Source organism: Veillonella parvula DSM 2008 (assembly GCF_000024945.1).
Taxonomy (GTDB): domain Bacteria; phylum Bacillota; class Negativicutes; order Veillonellales; family Veillonellaceae; genus Veillonella; species Veillonella parvula.
This window is the reverse complement of the sequence record NC_013520.1, coordinates 1814719-1832444: the sequence shown is the minus strand read 5'-3', so window position 1 is coordinate 1832444 and position 17726 is coordinate 1814719. Positions and strand designations below refer to the sequence as shown.

Below are 17726 nucleotides of genomic sequence, written 5' to 3'. Positions count from 1 at the left end.
TAGTATTTATAGAAAAGAGGTCGTTCACATGGAGTTCTCTTATTTTTTACCAGTACATATCCAATTTGGTTGGGATAAAGTCGATAGTGTTGCTGATTTTGCTAAGCCTTATGGCAATAAAGCGCTAATCGTAACAGGGCGGACAAGTGCCAAAAAATCTGGACTATATGACCGTGTGACAGCAAAACTTGATGCGGCACATATTGAACATGTGTTGTTTGATCAAGTGGATGCCAATCCCTTAACGACGACTGCATTGGACGGCGCTGCTCTAGCTAAATCTGAAAGCTGTGATATGGTTATTGCCATCGGTGGTGGCTCTATCATGGACTGTGCAAAAGGCATTGCATTTATGTCCGTTAACGAAGGTGACATTAACGATTATATCTTTAATCGTAAAACCAGTGATAAGGCGTTGCCTCTTATTGTAATTCCTACAACCTGTGGTACCGGCTCCGAAGGTAATGGCTTTGGTGTACTTACTAATCCCGAAACAGGAGACAAGAAATCCTTGCGATGTAATGCCATCGTACCAAAGGTATCCATCGTAGATCCGGCAGTGATGGGCACAATGCCGCCCCATGTATTGGCATCTGTGGGATTTGATGCACTCTGTCATAATATCGAGGCGTATACTTCTAAAACGGCACAACCTTTTACCGATGCATTAGCTCATTATGCTGTAACTTTGTTAGCACAATATCTTGTGCCTCTATATAAACATGTGAAAGCAATGGCTGAAGGCAAATCAGCTGTTCTCAACGAAACTCAACTTACAAAAGCTTGGGAGTCCGTTACATTGGCTAGCACAATTGGAGGCATGGTTATTAATACCGCCGGTGTAACACTTGCTCATGGCATGGAACATCCTGCTAGTGGGCTTAAGGATATTACCCACGGTGTAGGCCTTGCCGTTATTGAACCTGTTGCAGTGGAATATACATGGAGTGCTAACCCTGATAAATTTGCTACATTGGCACGTATATTTAACCATGGAGATGGCTCCGAACTGGGTGAAGCACTGCGTTTAATCGTCCATGAGTTAGACCTTACCACAAACCTTACAGAACTAGGTTTTACAAAAAAAGATATCCCTTGGCTCGTCGATAACGTATACGTCGTAGCTACAGGGAATATTGCTAATACAATGGCTGAAATTAGCCGTGAAGATATAGAAGTGCTGTATAAAAAGATGTTTTGAATACAACATTAATTGAATATATTAATCTATATATCAAATTATTTTGGTTTGACAGTGTTAAAACATATCTTTATAATATGTTTTAACAAGAGACTAGGATATAAGTGTAATCCCAGCCCTAGGGCTGGGATTTCTTTTTTTAGTCTCTAGTAGTTTAGTTTGTAGAGAGGTGTTATTATGGCAGATCAAAAAAATAAAAATGTGGATGCCTTAGCGCAAGAGATTACCTTGAAAAGTCGTGGACAAGGAAAATTGCGTCAGTTTATTTTATGGATGGGGGCTCTCATCATAGGCGCTATCTTAGGATGGCAACACATTCCAGCTCTAAATGAGCTCTTTAATTTTATTGCAGCAGTCTTTACTCGCTTGTTCCAATTCATTGCGATTCCAACAGTGTCTTTAGCGGTTATTACTACATTATCTATGCTAGGTGCTAAAAAGGACACAGGTCGCATCTTTGGTCATGCCGTAGTGTATACATTACTTACTACCATTTGTGCAGCGGCTGTTGGTCTTGGCTTATACCTCTGGATTGCTCCAGGTAACTTACCACTTGATGTAATTGGTGCTGGCGCATCCCAAGTACCAGAAAAACTCGGTACCGTTACCTATTACGATCATTTCTTATCCGTTATTCCAAACAATATCTTGCAACCTTACTTACAAGCTAATGTATTGTCCGTGATGTTCATCTCCGCATCCGTTGGTTTAGCCTTTGCTTTCATGCCACGCACAGAAAATCGTGAAGCGGTGTTGAAAGTGTTATTTGGTTTACAAGAGTTATTGTTCACGTTGATTAAAGCATTGCTTTATGTATTGCCAATCGGCATCCTTGCCTTTGCCGGTCAATTATCTGCACAAATCGAAGCAGGTGTCATTGTTGGTGCCTTAGGTAAATATACGGCTGTTGTTATTGGCGGCAATTTAATCCAATTTTTTATCGTAATTCCATTGTTCTTGTTATTCCGTGGTTTAAACCCTGTAGACGTATTCCGTAAAATGTCTCCAGCCGTAGCTGTTGCGTTGTTCACAAAATCTTCTGCAGCAACGTTGCCTGTTACATTGGCATCTGCTGAGGATAATTTGAAAGCGCATCCTGCAGTAGCTCGTTTTGTATTGCCAATTTGTACAACAATTAACATGAATGGCTGTGCTGCTTTCATTCTTGTTACATCCTTATTCGTAATGCAAAATGCTGGCATGGAATTAACGATTGGCACAATGACAGCCTGGTTATTTATTGCAGTTCTCGCTGCTATTGGTAATGCAGGCGTTCCAATGGGCTGCTATTTCTTGACCTTGTCCTTGATGAGCTCCATCGGAGCACCAATCGGCTTGCTGGGTATCATCTTGCCAATCTATATGATTATCGACATGATTGAAACCGCTGAAAACGTTTGGTCTGATGCATCTGTGTGTGCCATGGTTGACCATGACCTTCAGGGTAAATTGGACGACTCTAGTGGCGACGATATGCCACAATTCCAAGGTGCTTAATTTCGTAGGTTAGATAAGCTTAAGAAAATACCTAATTATATAACTCAAATAAAAGGTTATCCTGTGAGGGGATAACCTTTTTTATCTGCTAGATTGATTGTAATTATATAATGATAATTTCAACTAAAAATATAGATGCTAAAAGACTAAAATTCAAAACTAAATTATATTTTTAAAAACTAACAATAGTCATATTACTAGGTATGTATTTTATGTTATACTTTCAGATAGAATAATATCGAATTAATAGAAGGCTAGTTGGCACATTAGTTGTGGACTAGAGATTAGAATGAAAGATAAGTCAGTATTACCTATAGAGAAACAATTAAATAAATTTCTCCAACCGAAATGTCTCATCCCAGGAGGTCTTGGTTTATGGGAAATGTATTTTCGCAAAATTTGCACGGCTTGGGGCGAGATTAATGGTGAAATTCGACCACAGCATATCATATTTTCTGCCGATAATGGTTGTAACATGGAAGGTTATGTAGGTTATAACTATGAGGTGACACAAAAGCAGTCTCGTAATATGTTACTAGGGCGTTCATCGGCGACACAATTTTGTAACTTTAACAATATTCCTTATGAGGTTGTAGACGTAGGAATTGCCTCAGATGATGGTATTGGTGTGGATCGCAAAGTAGCGAAGGGTACAAAGAATATTTTGAACCATCCTGCCATGGCTGAGGATGAATTTAATAGCGCCTTTCAAGCTGGATATGAACGGATTCAACATTATGTAGAACAAGGAATCAATCTGTTCTCCTTTGGTGAAATGGGCTTGGGTAATACAACAACCTCTGCTTGTGTTTTGTCTGCATTAACTGGAGCCAAGCCAACGGAAACCGTAGGCCCTGGTTCCTGGCCAGACAAACCAGAGCTGATGAAGCGTAAAATTGATTTTGTTCGGTCTGTTTTAGAGCATCATAAGAACAATATAGTTTCTGAACATGAGTCTGACCGAGTTCGTAAAATCGTAGCTCATGTAGGAGGCTTTGATATTGCTGCTATTCTTGGGGCGATGCTAGCTTGTGTAGATTTTGAAAAGCCTTTTGTTATTGACGGCTTTATAACATCTGTGGCAGCTGCTTGTGCAACGCACATAAACGCTCGTGTTAAGGACTATGCATTGCCATCGCATTATTCTAAAGAAAACGGTACGGAAATCGCTTTAGCTGAGGTGGGAATCACTCAAGACATGGTTCCTATTCAAGCACAAATGTCGATGGGAGAAGGCACAGGAGCCATTTTGATGGTGCAAATGCTAAAAACAACGCAGCATATGTTTGTAAATGTGGGCACCTTTGCAGAGCTGATGAAATTATAAGGAAGAAGAATGGAAATAAATAAATACTTTGATATACATTTTGAGCGAGCCGATGATGCAACCATTGCTAAAAGGTTGATAGGTGGGGCTAAGATTAAGGGACCTGCTTTGGTTATCCTGATCCTCTCCATGTTTATTGCCTCTATTGGGTTGAATATGAATAGTACGGCAGTTATTATTGGTGCTATGCTTATATCGCCGTTGATGGGACCTATTCTAGCAACTGGTTTTGGCTTCGCTACGCTTAATTTTACAGTTGTGAAAAGCGCTATTTTAAGATTATCCTTACAGATTACGATTGCTGTTTTGGCATCTACTTTATATTTTTATATTTCCCCCGTTCAGACGGCTACATCTGAACTATTAGCGCGTACAGAACCGAGTATTTTTGATGTATTTATTGCTATATTTGGTGGGTTAGCTGGGATTATTGGACAAACGCGTAAGACCTTAGATAATGTTATACCAGGGGTTGCGATTGCAACTGCACTTATGCCACCACTATGTACGGCAGGGTATGGCCTTGCTAATGGAAATTGGAACTATTTCTTTGGGGCTGGCTATCTATTCTTTATAAATGCATTCTTCATCTTCTTTGCATCTTTTATTGTTTTAAAGGGTGTATATAGTTTGCCATTCCATAAACAAGCAGAAGAGCTTATTCGTCGTAATCAGCTAATATTCCTTGTGATTGGTCTTATTATGGCTATACCAAGTATTTATGCAGGCTATGATATGACCATCAAGTATTCTGAGTCAAATCATATAGAGCAGTTTATTAAGAACGATATTAATCAAGATGGACGTCGACAAGTGATTGATTATTCATTGGATCGAACGAATAAGCTAGTAGACTTAGTAGTTATAGGAGCTCCTGTGAATTTAGAGGAGCAAGCCCAGTTGGATGACAAGTTACAGAAGGATGAGTACTTGCAGCCTTATACATTACGATTTGTTAATAGCGTAGATGAGAAAAAATCTACTATGGATAAGACGAACTTGAATAAATCTTCAGAGAATCTTGAAACATATAAAAACTTGAGTAATCTGTACCAGCCGACTTATCAACTAGTAAGTGAAACTATAAACACTATGAAAACGACAGAAGCTGAAGCAAAGGCGTTGTTCCCATTTGTAAGTAAAGTGGAAGGCATGCCTTTGATAGATAATTTAGAACAGCCTAAAGCGAGTCGCTATATGGTGATTATCTATACCACGTCCACTGTATCTGATGCAGATTTGGAACGAATAAAAGCTTGGCTAGAGGCTAAATTATCAGCACCTGTAACTATTTCTATCGAGCAAACAACGTCAACTCTATAAGTTGATTTTTTGATTTTGATTAGATTGTTTATTATATAGAGCGACATTTATAACGGTACTAAGTTTGATTTTAGCTATTAGGTATATTACCTAGTAGTACGGGGAATCATCTTAGTACCATTTTTATTTGCTTGGTATAGTTAAACGTTATTATTTTATCCTTGCTATAGATTTTAGTTATAAAGATTAATATATAAAATCTATTATGCAAGTAGGATTTAAATTGCTATACTTACAACATCGAAATTATTAAATAATTAAATGTAGATACATGAATAAGAAAATATAAATTTATTACAATATCTACGTGTGTTGTATACGCGTGAGTCCTCGTCAATAGATGTAGGTGTTCATCGTAGATAGGAGGATTACATGAAAAAATGGTTAGCATTAGCAGCGACGGCCGTATTAGGCGCGTCCTTATTGATTAGTGGTTGTGGCTCTTCCACAAATGACGCAAGTTCCAGTAGTGCTGGTGGTTCTAAAGCAGAGGTGTTAAAGGTAGCAGCGAACCCTGTACCTCATGCTGAAATCTTAAATCAAATTAAGCCTTTATTGGCTAAGGAAGGTGTAGATCTTCAAATCATTGAATTTACGGACTACATCCAACCAAATATGGCGTTGTCCAGTAAAGAAGTAGATGCAAATTTCTTTGCTAACGTGCCTTACCAAAATAACTTCAATAAAGATCATGGTACAAACTTCGTAAGCTTTGCCCCAGTTCACATCGAACCATTGGCCATTTACTCTCAAAAAATCAAAGATTTAAAAGATTTGCCTAATGGAGCAAAAGTAGCGATTCCATCTGATCCAACAAACAGTGCTCGTGCACTTCTCTTGTTACAAAGTGCAGGTCTTGTAACTTTGAAAGACCCAACTGGTTTGACTAACACACCATTTGATGTGACTAGCAACCCTAAAAACATCCAAATTACAGAGTTAGAGGCAGCTCAAATTCCTCGTTCCATTCAAGACTTAGACGCAGCTGTAATTAATGCTAACTATGCATTGCCAGCAGGTCTTAATCCTACAAAAGATGGTTTATTCGTAGAAAAAGCGGATTCTCCATATGCAAATCTTCTTTCCGTAAATCCTGGTGATGAAAACAAACCAGCTATCCAAAAATTAGCTAAAGCATTACAATCTCCAGAAGTTAAGAAGTTCATTGAAGAACATTATAAAGGGGCTATCATCCCAGCGTTCTAATCAATGATTGGAATAACATATATGTATTAAATTTAATACTCTCTTATGACATAACTTTATAGATACGAATAAGACGTACTGTCTTATGAACTAACCCCGAAATTGGAATCAATTTTGGGGTTAGTTTCTTATATATTACATATTGTCTGATGCAATTAATATATTTGATTTGACCTGTTATGTTACAAAAGATACGTTATTTTTCATTGTAAAATGGTATAATATTTTTTACATCCTATTATATATATGACTTTGTAATTCAAATCTTAATATATTTTCTATAACATTTTAGATATAGAAATAACTTAGATTTTAACTGCTGTTGTTGTATAATAAAGATAGGATATTTAAAAATTTAGATATTTTGGTGAAAGTATTATATCCTTATCTATTTTAATTTTTTATTTTAGATGCTTAGTACAGTATATATGTTGTACATATTACATGTGAGACTTTCACAAAAATAAGTATGGTCACTTAGGTGGTCATACAGTCGTTAAAAAGAGAGGTATTTATGCAGCACATGCTACGCATGGGGATTGACGTGGGGTCTACAACGGTTAAAGTTGTATTATTGGACGAACACGATAATTATTTGTATAAAAAGTACATACGCCATTATGCAAACATATTGGACACAGTATATACCTTGTTACAAGAGGCTCAAGTTGGTCATGAAGACGCTCTTGTTCATGTATGTATTACTGGTTCTGGTGGGATGGCTATGGCCGAAAAGGTGCGCATCCCATTCGTACAAGAGGTTATTGCTGAAACGCGAGCTGTGAAAGCCCTCTATCCAGAGACAGACGTTATCATCGAACTTGGTGGTGAAGATGCGAAGGTTACGTATTTAGGTCAAACTGCAGAACATCGTATGAATGGCTCCTGTGCTGGTGGTACGGGCGCTTTTATTGACCAAATGGCGACCTTATTGCAGACAGATGCATCTGGCCTTAACCAATTAGCCATGAATGCTGATACGATTTATCCAATTGCGGCACGCTGTGGCGTATTTGCTAAAACAGACGTACAAGCTTTGTTAAACCAAGGTGCATCTCATGAAAATATTGCAAAATCTGTATTCCAAGCAATTGTAAATCAAACGATTGCTGGCCTTGCATGCGGTCATAAAATCGAAGGTAATGTAGCGTTCCTTGGCGGTCCGTTGACATTCTTGTCTGAATTACGCCAATGCTTCTGTGATACCTTAGAGCTAGATGAAGCGCATCGCATTATCCCTGAAAATGGTGAATTATTCATCGCTTTAGGGGCGGCATTGATGAAAGATGAGTGCCGTGAGATTACGGTTGGTCAATTGACAAAGGAAATCGGTGCACTTATTGGTATTCCTATGGAAGCTACAGACCGTGTGGATCCGCTGTTTAAAAATGAACAAGAATTAGAAGAGTTCCGAGCTCGTCACGCTAAGGCGGTAACGCCAAAGGCGAATATCGAGGATGCTCAAGGTCCTTGTTACCTTGGTATTGATGCTGGCTCTACTACTCTTAAGGTAGTTCTTATCAATAGGAACAAGGAAATTATCTTCTCTCACTATGGTCCTAACCATGGTAAACCGTTAGAAAAATCTCGTGAAATCATCGAGAAAATATATGAATTATTGCCAAAAGGCGCCTATATTGCACACTCTGGCGTAACTGGCTACGGTGAGGCCTTTCTTAAACGCGCCCTCGGCATCGATATTGGTGAAGTAGAAACGATGGCTCACTATCGTGCGGCCCGATTCTTCTGCCCTGATGTATCCTTTATTTTGGATATTGGCGGTCAAGATATGAAATGCTGTAAGGTTCGTGATGGGTACATCGAAGATATCGTGTTGAACGAAGCTTGCTCCTCTGGTTGCGGCTCTTTTATTGATACATTTGCATCTGGTCTACGCATTCCTATCGATCAATTCGCAAAAGAAGGATTATTGGCACCTATGCCAATCGACTTAGGATCTCGTTGTACTGTATTTATGAACTCTAAGGTTAAGCAGGCTCAAAAAGAAGGTGCTACGGTACAAGATATCGCGGCAGGTCTTGCGTATTCTGTAATTAAAAATGCCCTTTATAAGGTTCTTAAGGTGAAAGACCCTAAAGAATTAGGCGATCATATCGTTGTACAAGGTGGTACGTTCTATAACGAATCTGTTTTGCGTGCCTTTGAGAAATTGATGGGCGTCGAAGTAATTCGCCCTGATGTATCTGGCTTGATGGGTGCATACGGTATGGCTCTTCTTGCAGCGGAAACGGCGGAAGAGTTACAAAAGGGTGAAAGTACATTGCTCGATAGTGAAGGACTTAATTCCTTACAGGTGTCTACGACAATGCGCAATTGTGGCCTTTGCTCCAACAACTGTATGCTTACTATCAATGCTTTCTCTGATGGTCGTACGTACGTAACGGGCAACCGTTGTGACCGCGGTGCAGGCGGTATGATTCAAGAGGAACGTAAACCAGTTCCTAACTTGGTAGATGTAAAATTACGTCGTTATTTCGACTATTATTTAAAGAAAAATATTCCAGAGTTTGAAGGTAAAATGCGCGTAGGTATTCCTCGCGTTCTCAACATGTACGAGGATTTCCCGTTCTGGTTTACATTCTTTAATACCTTGGGCTATGAAGTAATTCTTTCAGATTATACGACTAAGGCTCAATACAATAAGGCTATCGATACAATTCCATCCGATACGGCTTGCTATCCTGCAAAAGCTGTACATGGTCATATTCGAGACTTAGCGAATGCACAGGTAGACTTTATTTGGTACCCTTGTATTCAACACGGCCCTAAGGAATTTAGCCGCGACAATAATTACCATTGTCCAATGGTTATTTCCTATCCAGAACTTATCAAAAATAATATGCAAGAGGTATTGGGCGATACTCCGTTCCACGCACCATTTTTGCCGCTAGCTGATAAAAAATCTCTTGTTCCGGCCCTTGTGAAAGCATTGGATTTTTTAAACTTAAAGAAGAAGGATATTGCTAAGGCTGTAGACATCGCTTGGGAAGAGCAGGAAAACTGTAAAGCGTCTTACCGTGAAACGACAAAGAAAACTGTGTCTCGCCTCGTGGCAGAACAAATTCCGACAATCGTATTGGCTGGCCGTCCATATCATTTGGACTCCGGTATTAACCACGGTATTCCTGAACTTATCACATCTCTTGGTATGGCTGTTCTTACAGAAGATGGCGTTGCACCATTAGGCAATGAAATCAAGCATTTACGTGTTGTAGACCAATGGTCCTACCATAGTCGCCTATATCGTGCCGCTGAATTTGTAAGTAGAACTGAAGGATTCCAAATTGTAGAGCTTAACTCCTTTGGTTGTGGCCTTGATTCCATCGTAGCAGATCAGGTAAAAGATATACTTTCAGCAAATCACAAAATCCATACCTTGCTCAAAATCGATGAAGGTACAAACCTTGGAGCCGTGACAATCCGTTTACGTTCCTTGCAATCTGTAATGGAACGTAGCTTGCGTCGTCATCATAATCCTGAGGCGCCGGAAGAAGTAGTGGTAGAGAAATTACCAACTTACGATTACAATCGCGTTGTCTTCACAGAAGAAATGCGTAAGACTTATAAAATCTTGGTACCACAAATGTCACCATTGCATTTTAGCCTCTTAGAGCCAGTTCTCAAAAATGAAGGATATGACTTTGAAATTTTGCCAGCGCCTACGCGTGACGATATCGAAGTGGGTTTAAAATACATTAATAACGATGCATGTTACCCAGCGATTATCGTTGTAGGGCAGCTCATGTCTGCACTGTTATCCGGTAAATATGATGTAGATAAGACGGCTGTTATCATCTCTCAAACTGGTGGTGGTTGTCGTGCTACAAACTACATCGGTTACTTACGTAAAGCATTGATTGATGCTGGTATGAAACAAGTACCTATTCTATCTCTTAATGCGAGTGATATGGAACGCCAACCAGGCTTTAAGTTGACAAAAGGTTTCTTACATCGTATGATTCAAGCTGTTGTATACGGTGATGCGCTCATGCAATGTGTTCTTGCTACACGGCCATACGAGACAAATCCTGGTTCTACCGATGCACTATGTGATTATTGGATTAAAAAATTACGTGATAATATTACATCTGCCAGTCTTCGACAATATAATAAGTACATCAAAGAAATCATCCATGATTTTGATAACTTGCCAATTAATAAAGATGTACAAAAACCTCGTGTTGGTGTCGTAGGGGAAATTTACGTTAAATTCCATCCAAGTGCTAACAATCATATTAATGAGCTTATCGAAAAGGAAGGCGGCGAAGTCGTTACATCTGGCTTGCTAGATTTCTTCTTGTATTGTGCAATGGATAGCACATACCGTGCTAAGCACCTTGATGGTACATGGCTATCTGGCTTCTTTGGTACATTGGCTCGTGAAGCCCTTGAGCTCTACCGCTTGCCATATGCAAAAGCCGTAGCAGCGTCAAAACACTTTGACCCGCTACAACGTATGACAGAAGTAGCAAAAGAAGCAGCCCAATTCATCGGACTTGGTAATCAATGTGGTGAAGGCTGGTTCCTCACAGGAGATATGATTGACCTTATCGAAAAAGGAGCTAAGCAAATTGTATGCTTACAACCATTTGGCTGTTTACCAAACCACGTAACAGGTAAAGGCATGGTGAAAACACTATCCGCAGCCTACCCAGACGTGCGAATTGCGGCTATCGACTACGATCCAGGATCCAGTGCGGTTAACCAAGCAAACCGATTGAAACTACTACTATCGACAATGTTTGAATAAGGGTGCTCTGTTATATTTTCAATGGGGCCCCGTGACAACTACATAACACTAGTATAGAAAAAACACAGCCCTCTTTTGGCTCAGTACGGCGCTACGCTTCGTAAAATCGCTGCAGAGAGGGCTGTGTTCTTTTCTATATACACCTGTTATGAAGCTGTCCCATTGAAAATATAACTAGTGCAGTGGGGAGGAGTTGGGATGGAATTTAGTGAATAAGCGATAAGGTCTCTTACATTTTATAATGGGGTCAGATGATAACTGCATATTATTAGTATAGAAAAAATACAGCCCTCTCTTGGCTCAGTACGTCACTACGTTCCGTAAAATCGCTGCAGAGAGGGCTGTATTCTTTTCTATATACGCTAATTATGAAGATGTCCCATTATAAAATGTAAATGATTCAATCTACTGTATATCTAATAGCTCCATCGTTTTTTTTATCTCATTATTCACAAAAAAATTCGCAATACATCCAACGGAAAAAGAGGAGAGAGGGCTGTGTTCTTTTCTATATACGCTAATTATGAAGATGTCCCATTATAAAATGTAAATAATCTAATCTACTATATACCTAAGAGCTCCATCGAGTCTTATAGCTCATTATTTACAAAAAATTAGCAATACACCTAATGGAAATGGGAGGAAGAGGGCTGTATTCTTTTCTATATACACTGGTTATGAAGATGTCCCATTGAAAATGTAACTGGGCAGAGGATGGTCGGAGCGAGGAGATGTGGCTGTGCCACATCTCTTTTCCCTACAAACAGTTGAGCAGGCGCTTTCCGTTATTGTGTTTATGTATATTGGCGTAGATAGAAAGAATAGTGCTAAGTTGATATTAAAATGTATAATACATATCTTTAAACATTTTTGCTGATGCTATTACGTCGTAATGGGACTTTTTCATAGCAAAGGTTAATAAAAATAGCACCACCTTTTTCGCAGCGATTTTACGGAACGTAGTGACGTACTGAGCAAGAAGAAGGTGGTGCTGTTTTTATACTAAATTTATTCTATTGTAACGGGGCCCCATTACGACTTAGACATACAAATGCTATAATACTGTATTAACTATTGTAATAAGACTGGCACTATTCTTTCTCAACTAACCTATATAGGCACAATAAGGAAAGCGCTGCACATACTAGCATTGTAATCCCCATGGGGATCCCCGTATATTCCCCACCAATACCAACTAATGGAGATACGATTCCTGCAGAGAACATGCTAGCAAAGCCAAGTACTGCAGAGGCACTGCCAGCCATTTTACCGTATTTAGCCATTGCCATAGAGAAAGAGGCAGAGCCAAATAGGGATACTGTACATACGGTAAAGAATAGAATGGCCGTTACAGGAATAAGTGGCCATTCGAAAAGCATAGCTATTAAGAATAGCAAGGATCCGATTGTTAGTTGCCAGAGGGCAAATGTTAGTAATTGTCGAACTGTGATTACATTACTTAATCTAGCGCTTATGGCACTAGCTAAAATAATACCACAGCTATTGATACCAAAGAGATAGCTAAATTCTTGTGCAGATAGTTGGAAGATGTTTTGGTATACAAAGGATGAACCTGAGATATACGCAAAGAATCCACCAAAAGCAAAGAATTGGATTAGTGTTTGCCCAAGGAATCGCTTATCTTTAATAAGTGTAATGTAGTTCTTTGTAGCAGTTGCAACGCCACCTGTAACGCGTTTTTCTTTAGGTAAGCTTTCACGGAAGAGAAGAGATCCCACTAATAGAATAGCAGAAAATATTGCTAAAATAACGAAGATAACGCGCCATGTAGTGAATAGTAATAATTGACCGCCGATGAGCGGAGCGATTACTGGCGCCAAACCGTTAACCATCATGAGCAATGCAAAGAGTTTAGTCAATTCTTGACCAAATGCAAAATCTCGAGCGATGGCCTTAGCAATTACAACGCCCACAGATCCTGTTAAACCTTGTAGAAAGCGTCCTAGTAAAAGTATTTCAATGCTTGGTGCATAAGCACAGATTATGCTAGAGATAACGCAAAGTAAGTTGCCTGTTATAAGAGGCAACTTGCGGCCCATAGTATCACTAATAGGACCTCCAAATAATTGACCTAATGCAACACCAAAAGTCATCACACCAATGGTCATTTGAATATTTGATGCAGATGTATTTAGTTCACTAGGCATAATTGGTAATGCTGGTAAATATAAATCTGTTGCAAGTGGTGTGATGGCTGTCAACAGACCAAGGAATACTACTAAGATGAAAGAGACCTTAGCAGAACTTTCTTGAGTCATAAAACCCTCCTATACTAAAGTGAGAAAAATAAAAGTCTGCGAATCGCACTTCGCAGACTGCATTTAATTTTGCCTTATAATGAGAAGTATTGTAACATAATTTGATAAATTATTCTATAGATTTATATGTAAAAGTTTTTTCTATTCTAGCCCATATATACTTCTAGCCTTTATATACTATTTTACTTAGGTTAAATTTTTGTATTTATATATAAAATATTTTTATGAGTATATAAATAATAACATAGCGTATAGTGTTTGTGAGGTGGTTGTATATCAAAAGTTCGTGTTTGATGTACTTCGATTTATAGATTAGAATAAATGTATAAAGTAAATCTAAAAAAATCAATATAATTTATCGTATATAGGAGGTTATTATGAGAAAATTTATGAAAGCCTTGGTATTGGCTGCTGTAGCTGCTCTTGGATTGACAACATTTGCGTCTGCTCAAAGTATTGGTGAGCAAGAGGCTTTAAATCGCGCCTTGGCACGTGTGCCAGGAGCAACACAAGGTAATGTCACTGAATTTGGGCATGACTATGATCATGGTAGATTGGAATACGAAGGTGAAATTCGATACAATGGTTACGAATATGACTTTGAAATCGATGCAGCTAGTGGTAACTTCACAAAATGGGAAGTTGAACGCAAGTATTTCTAATTTTATTTAGTAGAATAAAAATATAGTATCTTGATACAAATAAAAAGAACAGCTCATTACGAGCTGTTCTTTTTGCTTCATTAATTCTTAGAAAAAGAAATGATGAATTTCATGGATGAAATGTTGACCGAAGAAGGAGATACAACCATGCATAACGATGAAGATCAAGAAGTATTTGAATGCGCTGTTCATGATAACGCTTGCTTCGATTTCATGTTCTAGTTTATGAGCTTCTTCAGCACTGATTTCTTTGTGGTTTTCTAGGTATGCTTTTAAAGCAGGTCCTACGGCACCAATAGAAATCGCGATGGATTGTGGGGACAACATTTTGCCGATACCAGCTGCACCGGAGTTAACTGCTGCCAACCAGAAGCCAAGGTCTTCGAAGTTTGTAGGATCTAAACCTTGAGCTGCAGCGATTTGAAGTGGACCAAACAATACGTTGGAGTTTGTACCAGAACCAGTTAAGAATGCACCCAACGCACCCACGATAGGAGCGAATAGAGGATACAAGGAACCTGTACCAGCAACCATTGCTTTTGCAATATCTGCAGTCATACCAGAGTAAGTCATCAATTTAGCTGTCATAACAACTGTGATGATTGTAAGGTATGTGAATTTCAAGTTTTTAACTGTGCTACCCAATGTACCAAAGATTTCGCCAGCTTTCGCTTTTTGGATGAAACCACCAACAATACCAGCGATGAAGATCATGATACCAGGAGTTGCAATCCATACGAATGTGTATGGTTTTGCACCAGGACCTTGGTAAATAGGTACAGATGTTTTAATGGACGCAAGAGGACCATTAATTGCAGGGAACAATTTGGAAGTTAATAACAATAATACGAAGATTAAGATGAATGGCATTGCAGCTACAAGGCCTTCACCACCAGAAACTTTTGGGACTTCGCCAGTTTGTTTAACTGCGTATTCAGGATCATTAGGAGGCATAATTTTTGCACAAATAATGATAACTGCCATGATAACAATAGATGCAGAGATTACGGATAATTCTGGACCCATTACTGCGTTAATTACAGTTTCAGGAACAGCTAATGCTAAACCAGAAAGTAATGTTACAAGGAATACACCTTTTAACGCTTTGATACCGCCACCAATGATCATAACAACGAAGAATGGAGCGATAAGGTTAAGTAAGAACAATTGTACGGAAATGAATGTACCTAAATGGCTTGGATCAAGGCTAGTTAAGGAAGCCAATGTAGTTGTTGGAATACCAATGGAACCAAATGTTGTTGGTACAGAGTTCGCAACAAGACATGCGATGATAGATTTTAGTGGGTCAAAACCTACGGCAACCATCATAGCAGCTGGAATTGCAACAGCAGTACCAAAGCCAGCCATACCTTCCATGAAAGCACCAAAGCCCCATGCAAGTAGTAATGCAAGTACACGAGTATCAGATGTTACAGAAGAAAGCATTGTTTTAATAGTTTCCATTGCTTTCGTATGTACTACCAAGTTATAAACGAAGATAGCAGCTGTAATAACTAATAGGATTGGCCAAATCGCCAAAGCGGCACCTTCAAGGGCACCAGTGACCATAATGAATGGGTCAGATTGGAATGCTGTAATAGCGATGATGAAAGAACCGATTGCAGCAACACTTGTTGCTTGCCATGCAGGTAATTTCAAGATGGATAACGCTACAATCAACCAAATGATTGGAGATAGCGCTAATAGAACGGTGATAGCACTCATTTCTAAAATCATCCTTTCAAGAAAAATAAAAATATATGCTCAACAGGACGATGTAGCTTAATCAATTAAATTGATGAGTAAATCGCTATTGTATTAAGTTGTAAAAGTTCAGTTAAAATAAAAGATTACAATAAAATAACAGATATACTTATCATAAAAATTGATATAGTACATAAAATTTTTTAACCTCATAGGCTATGAGGTTAAAAACATAAGAGAGGGGACATAAACAGTGTTTATGTCCCCTTCTGTACTAACTACAAGTCCTTGTTAGGGCCATTACTAAATTTAGGTATTAGTAGTTACCTTTGAACATTGTAGCAGGAGCTTCTGGTACATAATCGCCGAAGTAGGATTTGAAGTCTAAACCTAATTCATTGCAAAGGTCTTGAACTTCAAGCATTGTACCGTTAAGTACAGGGATGCCTTCAGCTTTAACTTTAGCAACAGATTCATGTTCTTTTTCACCATGAGTGTAGATACGGTCTTGACCTTGTGCTTTAGGAGCTTCACGTAATTCTTGTAAGAATTGGGAGAAGTGTTTTTTGATTTCCGCAGGGTCACCGAAGAATTCAGGGTTGATAGCCATGAAGCCGTGGCAGATATTGGATTTACCGCCAACCATACATTTGTTGGAAGTACCGCCTTGGGACAAGATGGAGGAGAATAATTCAGCAATCATGCCGTTACCATAACCTTTGTGGCCGCCAAGAACTTCTGTAGCACCACCTAAAGGAAGGATACCGCCGCCTTCATGACGGGAGATGTTGCCCAATACTTCAGCTGCATCAGTGGAAGGAACACCGTCTTTATTAACAGCCCAACCATCTGGAGTAGCTTTGCCCATTTTGTTGTACATTTCAAGTTTACCACGAGTTACTACTGTAGTGGAGCAATCGAAGAAGAAGTCAACAGGATCAGCAGGTACAGTCCAAGCGATAGGGTTAGAACCAAGCATAGCTTTACGAGCATATACAGGAACCATGATTGCTTCGGAGTTTGTACAAGAGAAACCGATTAAGCCTTGGTCGGATGCCATTTTAGCATAGTAACCAGCGATACCGTAGTGGTTGGAGTTACGTACAGATACGATACCAACACCGGATTTTTTAGCTTTTTCGATAGCCATTTCCATAGCTTTATGGCCCAATAATTGACCCATGCCGTCATGACCGTCGATAACTGCAGAAATTGGAGTTTCTTTTACGATTTCAGGTTTAGCGTCGATTTTAATCAAGCCATTAGTGATACCTTTATGGTAACGAACCATACGTTGCATACCATGGCTTTGAATACCGAACAAGTCAGAAGTCAAAAGTACGTCTTGGATGATGTCAGCTTCTTTTTCGGAGAAACCAAATTTTTGGAAAGCGTCCATGCTCAATTTTTTTAGTGTTTCATAAGGGAATAACACAGTGTTTTTTGCGTCTGCCATCGTTAAAACCTCTTTTCAGAAAATATGTACCTGATATAGCTACTTCACATTAGATAACCATGAATTCAAAATGATTTCTTGTGAGTTCTATATCCTCTCAAATGACACTGTCAGTATAGCACAGAAACAAGTGAGATTGAATAGTCTTACAGTCTGAACGACATTACTAAATACGCATACGTACCGGTGATTTTTGTCACATAATCTATACGACGCTATTAAAATGTCTGATTATATCTAAAACTATATGGTTATGACTTTTAGTAATGATTGCATGATTTTTTTGAAGAATTTTGGTAT

Annotated in this window: 10 protein-coding genes; 7 read left to right on the top strand and 3 right to left on the bottom strand. The window is 38.9% G+C overall.

Annotation, left to right across the window (positions count from 1 at the left end):
- Nucleotides 1-28: 28 nt before the first annotated feature.
- The 6 genes from VPAR_RS08210 to VPAR_RS08185 all read left to right on the top strand — a co-directional run bounded on the left by VPAR_RS08210 (nucleotide 29) and on the right by VPAR_RS08185 (nucleotide 11325).
- On the top strand, nucleotides 29-1201 hold the full coding sequence (locus VPAR_RS08210) for an iron-containing alcohol dehydrogenase (protein WP_012864840.1): 1173 nt from the start codon (nucleotides 29-31) through the stop codon (nucleotides 1199-1201).
- 177 nt (nucleotides 1202-1378) lie between these two features.
- A complete protein-coding gene (locus VPAR_RS08205) occupies nucleotides 1379-2698 on the top strand; it encodes a dicarboxylate/amino acid:cation symporter (RefSeq protein ID WP_012864839.1) in 1320 nt (439 codons plus the stop codon).
- Nucleotides 2699-2987: 289 nt separating this feature from the next.
- Nucleotides 2988-4025 (top strand): nicotinate-nucleotide--dimethylbenzimidazole phosphoribosyltransferase, encoded by a 1038-nt coding sequence (locus VPAR_RS08200; protein WP_012864838.1) that lies wholly within the window; start codon nucleotides 2988-2990, stop codon nucleotides 4023-4025.
- A gap of 9 nt (nucleotides 4026-4034) precedes the next feature.
- The gene (locus VPAR_RS08195) at nucleotides 4035-5348 is read left to right on the top strand and encodes a DUF389 domain-containing protein (protein ID WP_012864837.1); all 1314 of its coding nucleotides are present in this window, start codon (nucleotides 4035-4037) and stop codon (nucleotides 5346-5348) included.
- A gap of 372 nt (nucleotides 5349-5720) precedes the next feature.
- Entirely contained in the window at nucleotides 5721-6554 is an 834-nt protein-coding gene (locus VPAR_RS08190; RefSeq protein WP_004694974.1) for a MetQ/NlpA family ABC transporter substrate-binding protein, read from the top strand.
- Between the two features lie 514 nt (nucleotides 6555-7068).
- Nucleotides 7069-11325, top strand: coding sequence for an acyl-CoA dehydratase activase-related protein (locus tag VPAR_RS08185; RefSeq protein WP_012864836.1), 4257 nt, complete (start codon nucleotides 7069-7071; stop codon nucleotides 11323-11325).
- Between the two features lie 1091 nt (nucleotides 11326-12416).
- On the opposite strand, the gene VPAR_RS08180 is transcribed toward VPAR_RS08185, so the two are convergent.
- On the bottom strand, nucleotides 12417-13604 hold the full coding sequence (locus VPAR_RS08180; RefSeq protein WP_012864835.1) for a multidrug effflux MFS transporter: 1188 nt from the start codon (nucleotides 13602-13604) through the stop codon (nucleotides 12417-12419).
- A gap of 377 nt (nucleotides 13605-13981) precedes the next feature.
- Between VPAR_RS08180 and VPAR_RS08175 the strand changes: the two genes are divergently transcribed.
- Nucleotides 13982-14266, top strand: coding sequence for a PepSY domain-containing protein (locus VPAR_RS08175; RefSeq protein ID WP_012864834.1), 285 nt, complete (start codon nucleotides 13982-13984; stop codon nucleotides 14264-14266).
- Between the two features lie 87 nt (nucleotides 14267-14353).
- On the opposite strand, the gene VPAR_RS08170 is transcribed toward VPAR_RS08175, so the two are convergent.
- Nucleotides 14354-15991 carry an L-lactate permease gene (locus VPAR_RS08170; RefSeq protein WP_012864833.1) on the bottom strand — a complete coding sequence of 546 codons (1638 nt, stop codon included), beginning with the start codon at nucleotides 15989-15991 and terminating at the stop codon, nucleotides 14354-14356.
- Nucleotides 15992-16286: 295 nt separating this feature from the next.
- Complete coding sequence (locus VPAR_RS08165) at nucleotides 16287-17426, bottom strand: Ldh family oxidoreductase (RefSeq protein ID WP_005379755.1); 1140 nt, start codon at nucleotides 17424-17426, stop codon at nucleotides 16287-16289.
- Nucleotides 17427-17726 lie beyond the last annotated feature (300 nt).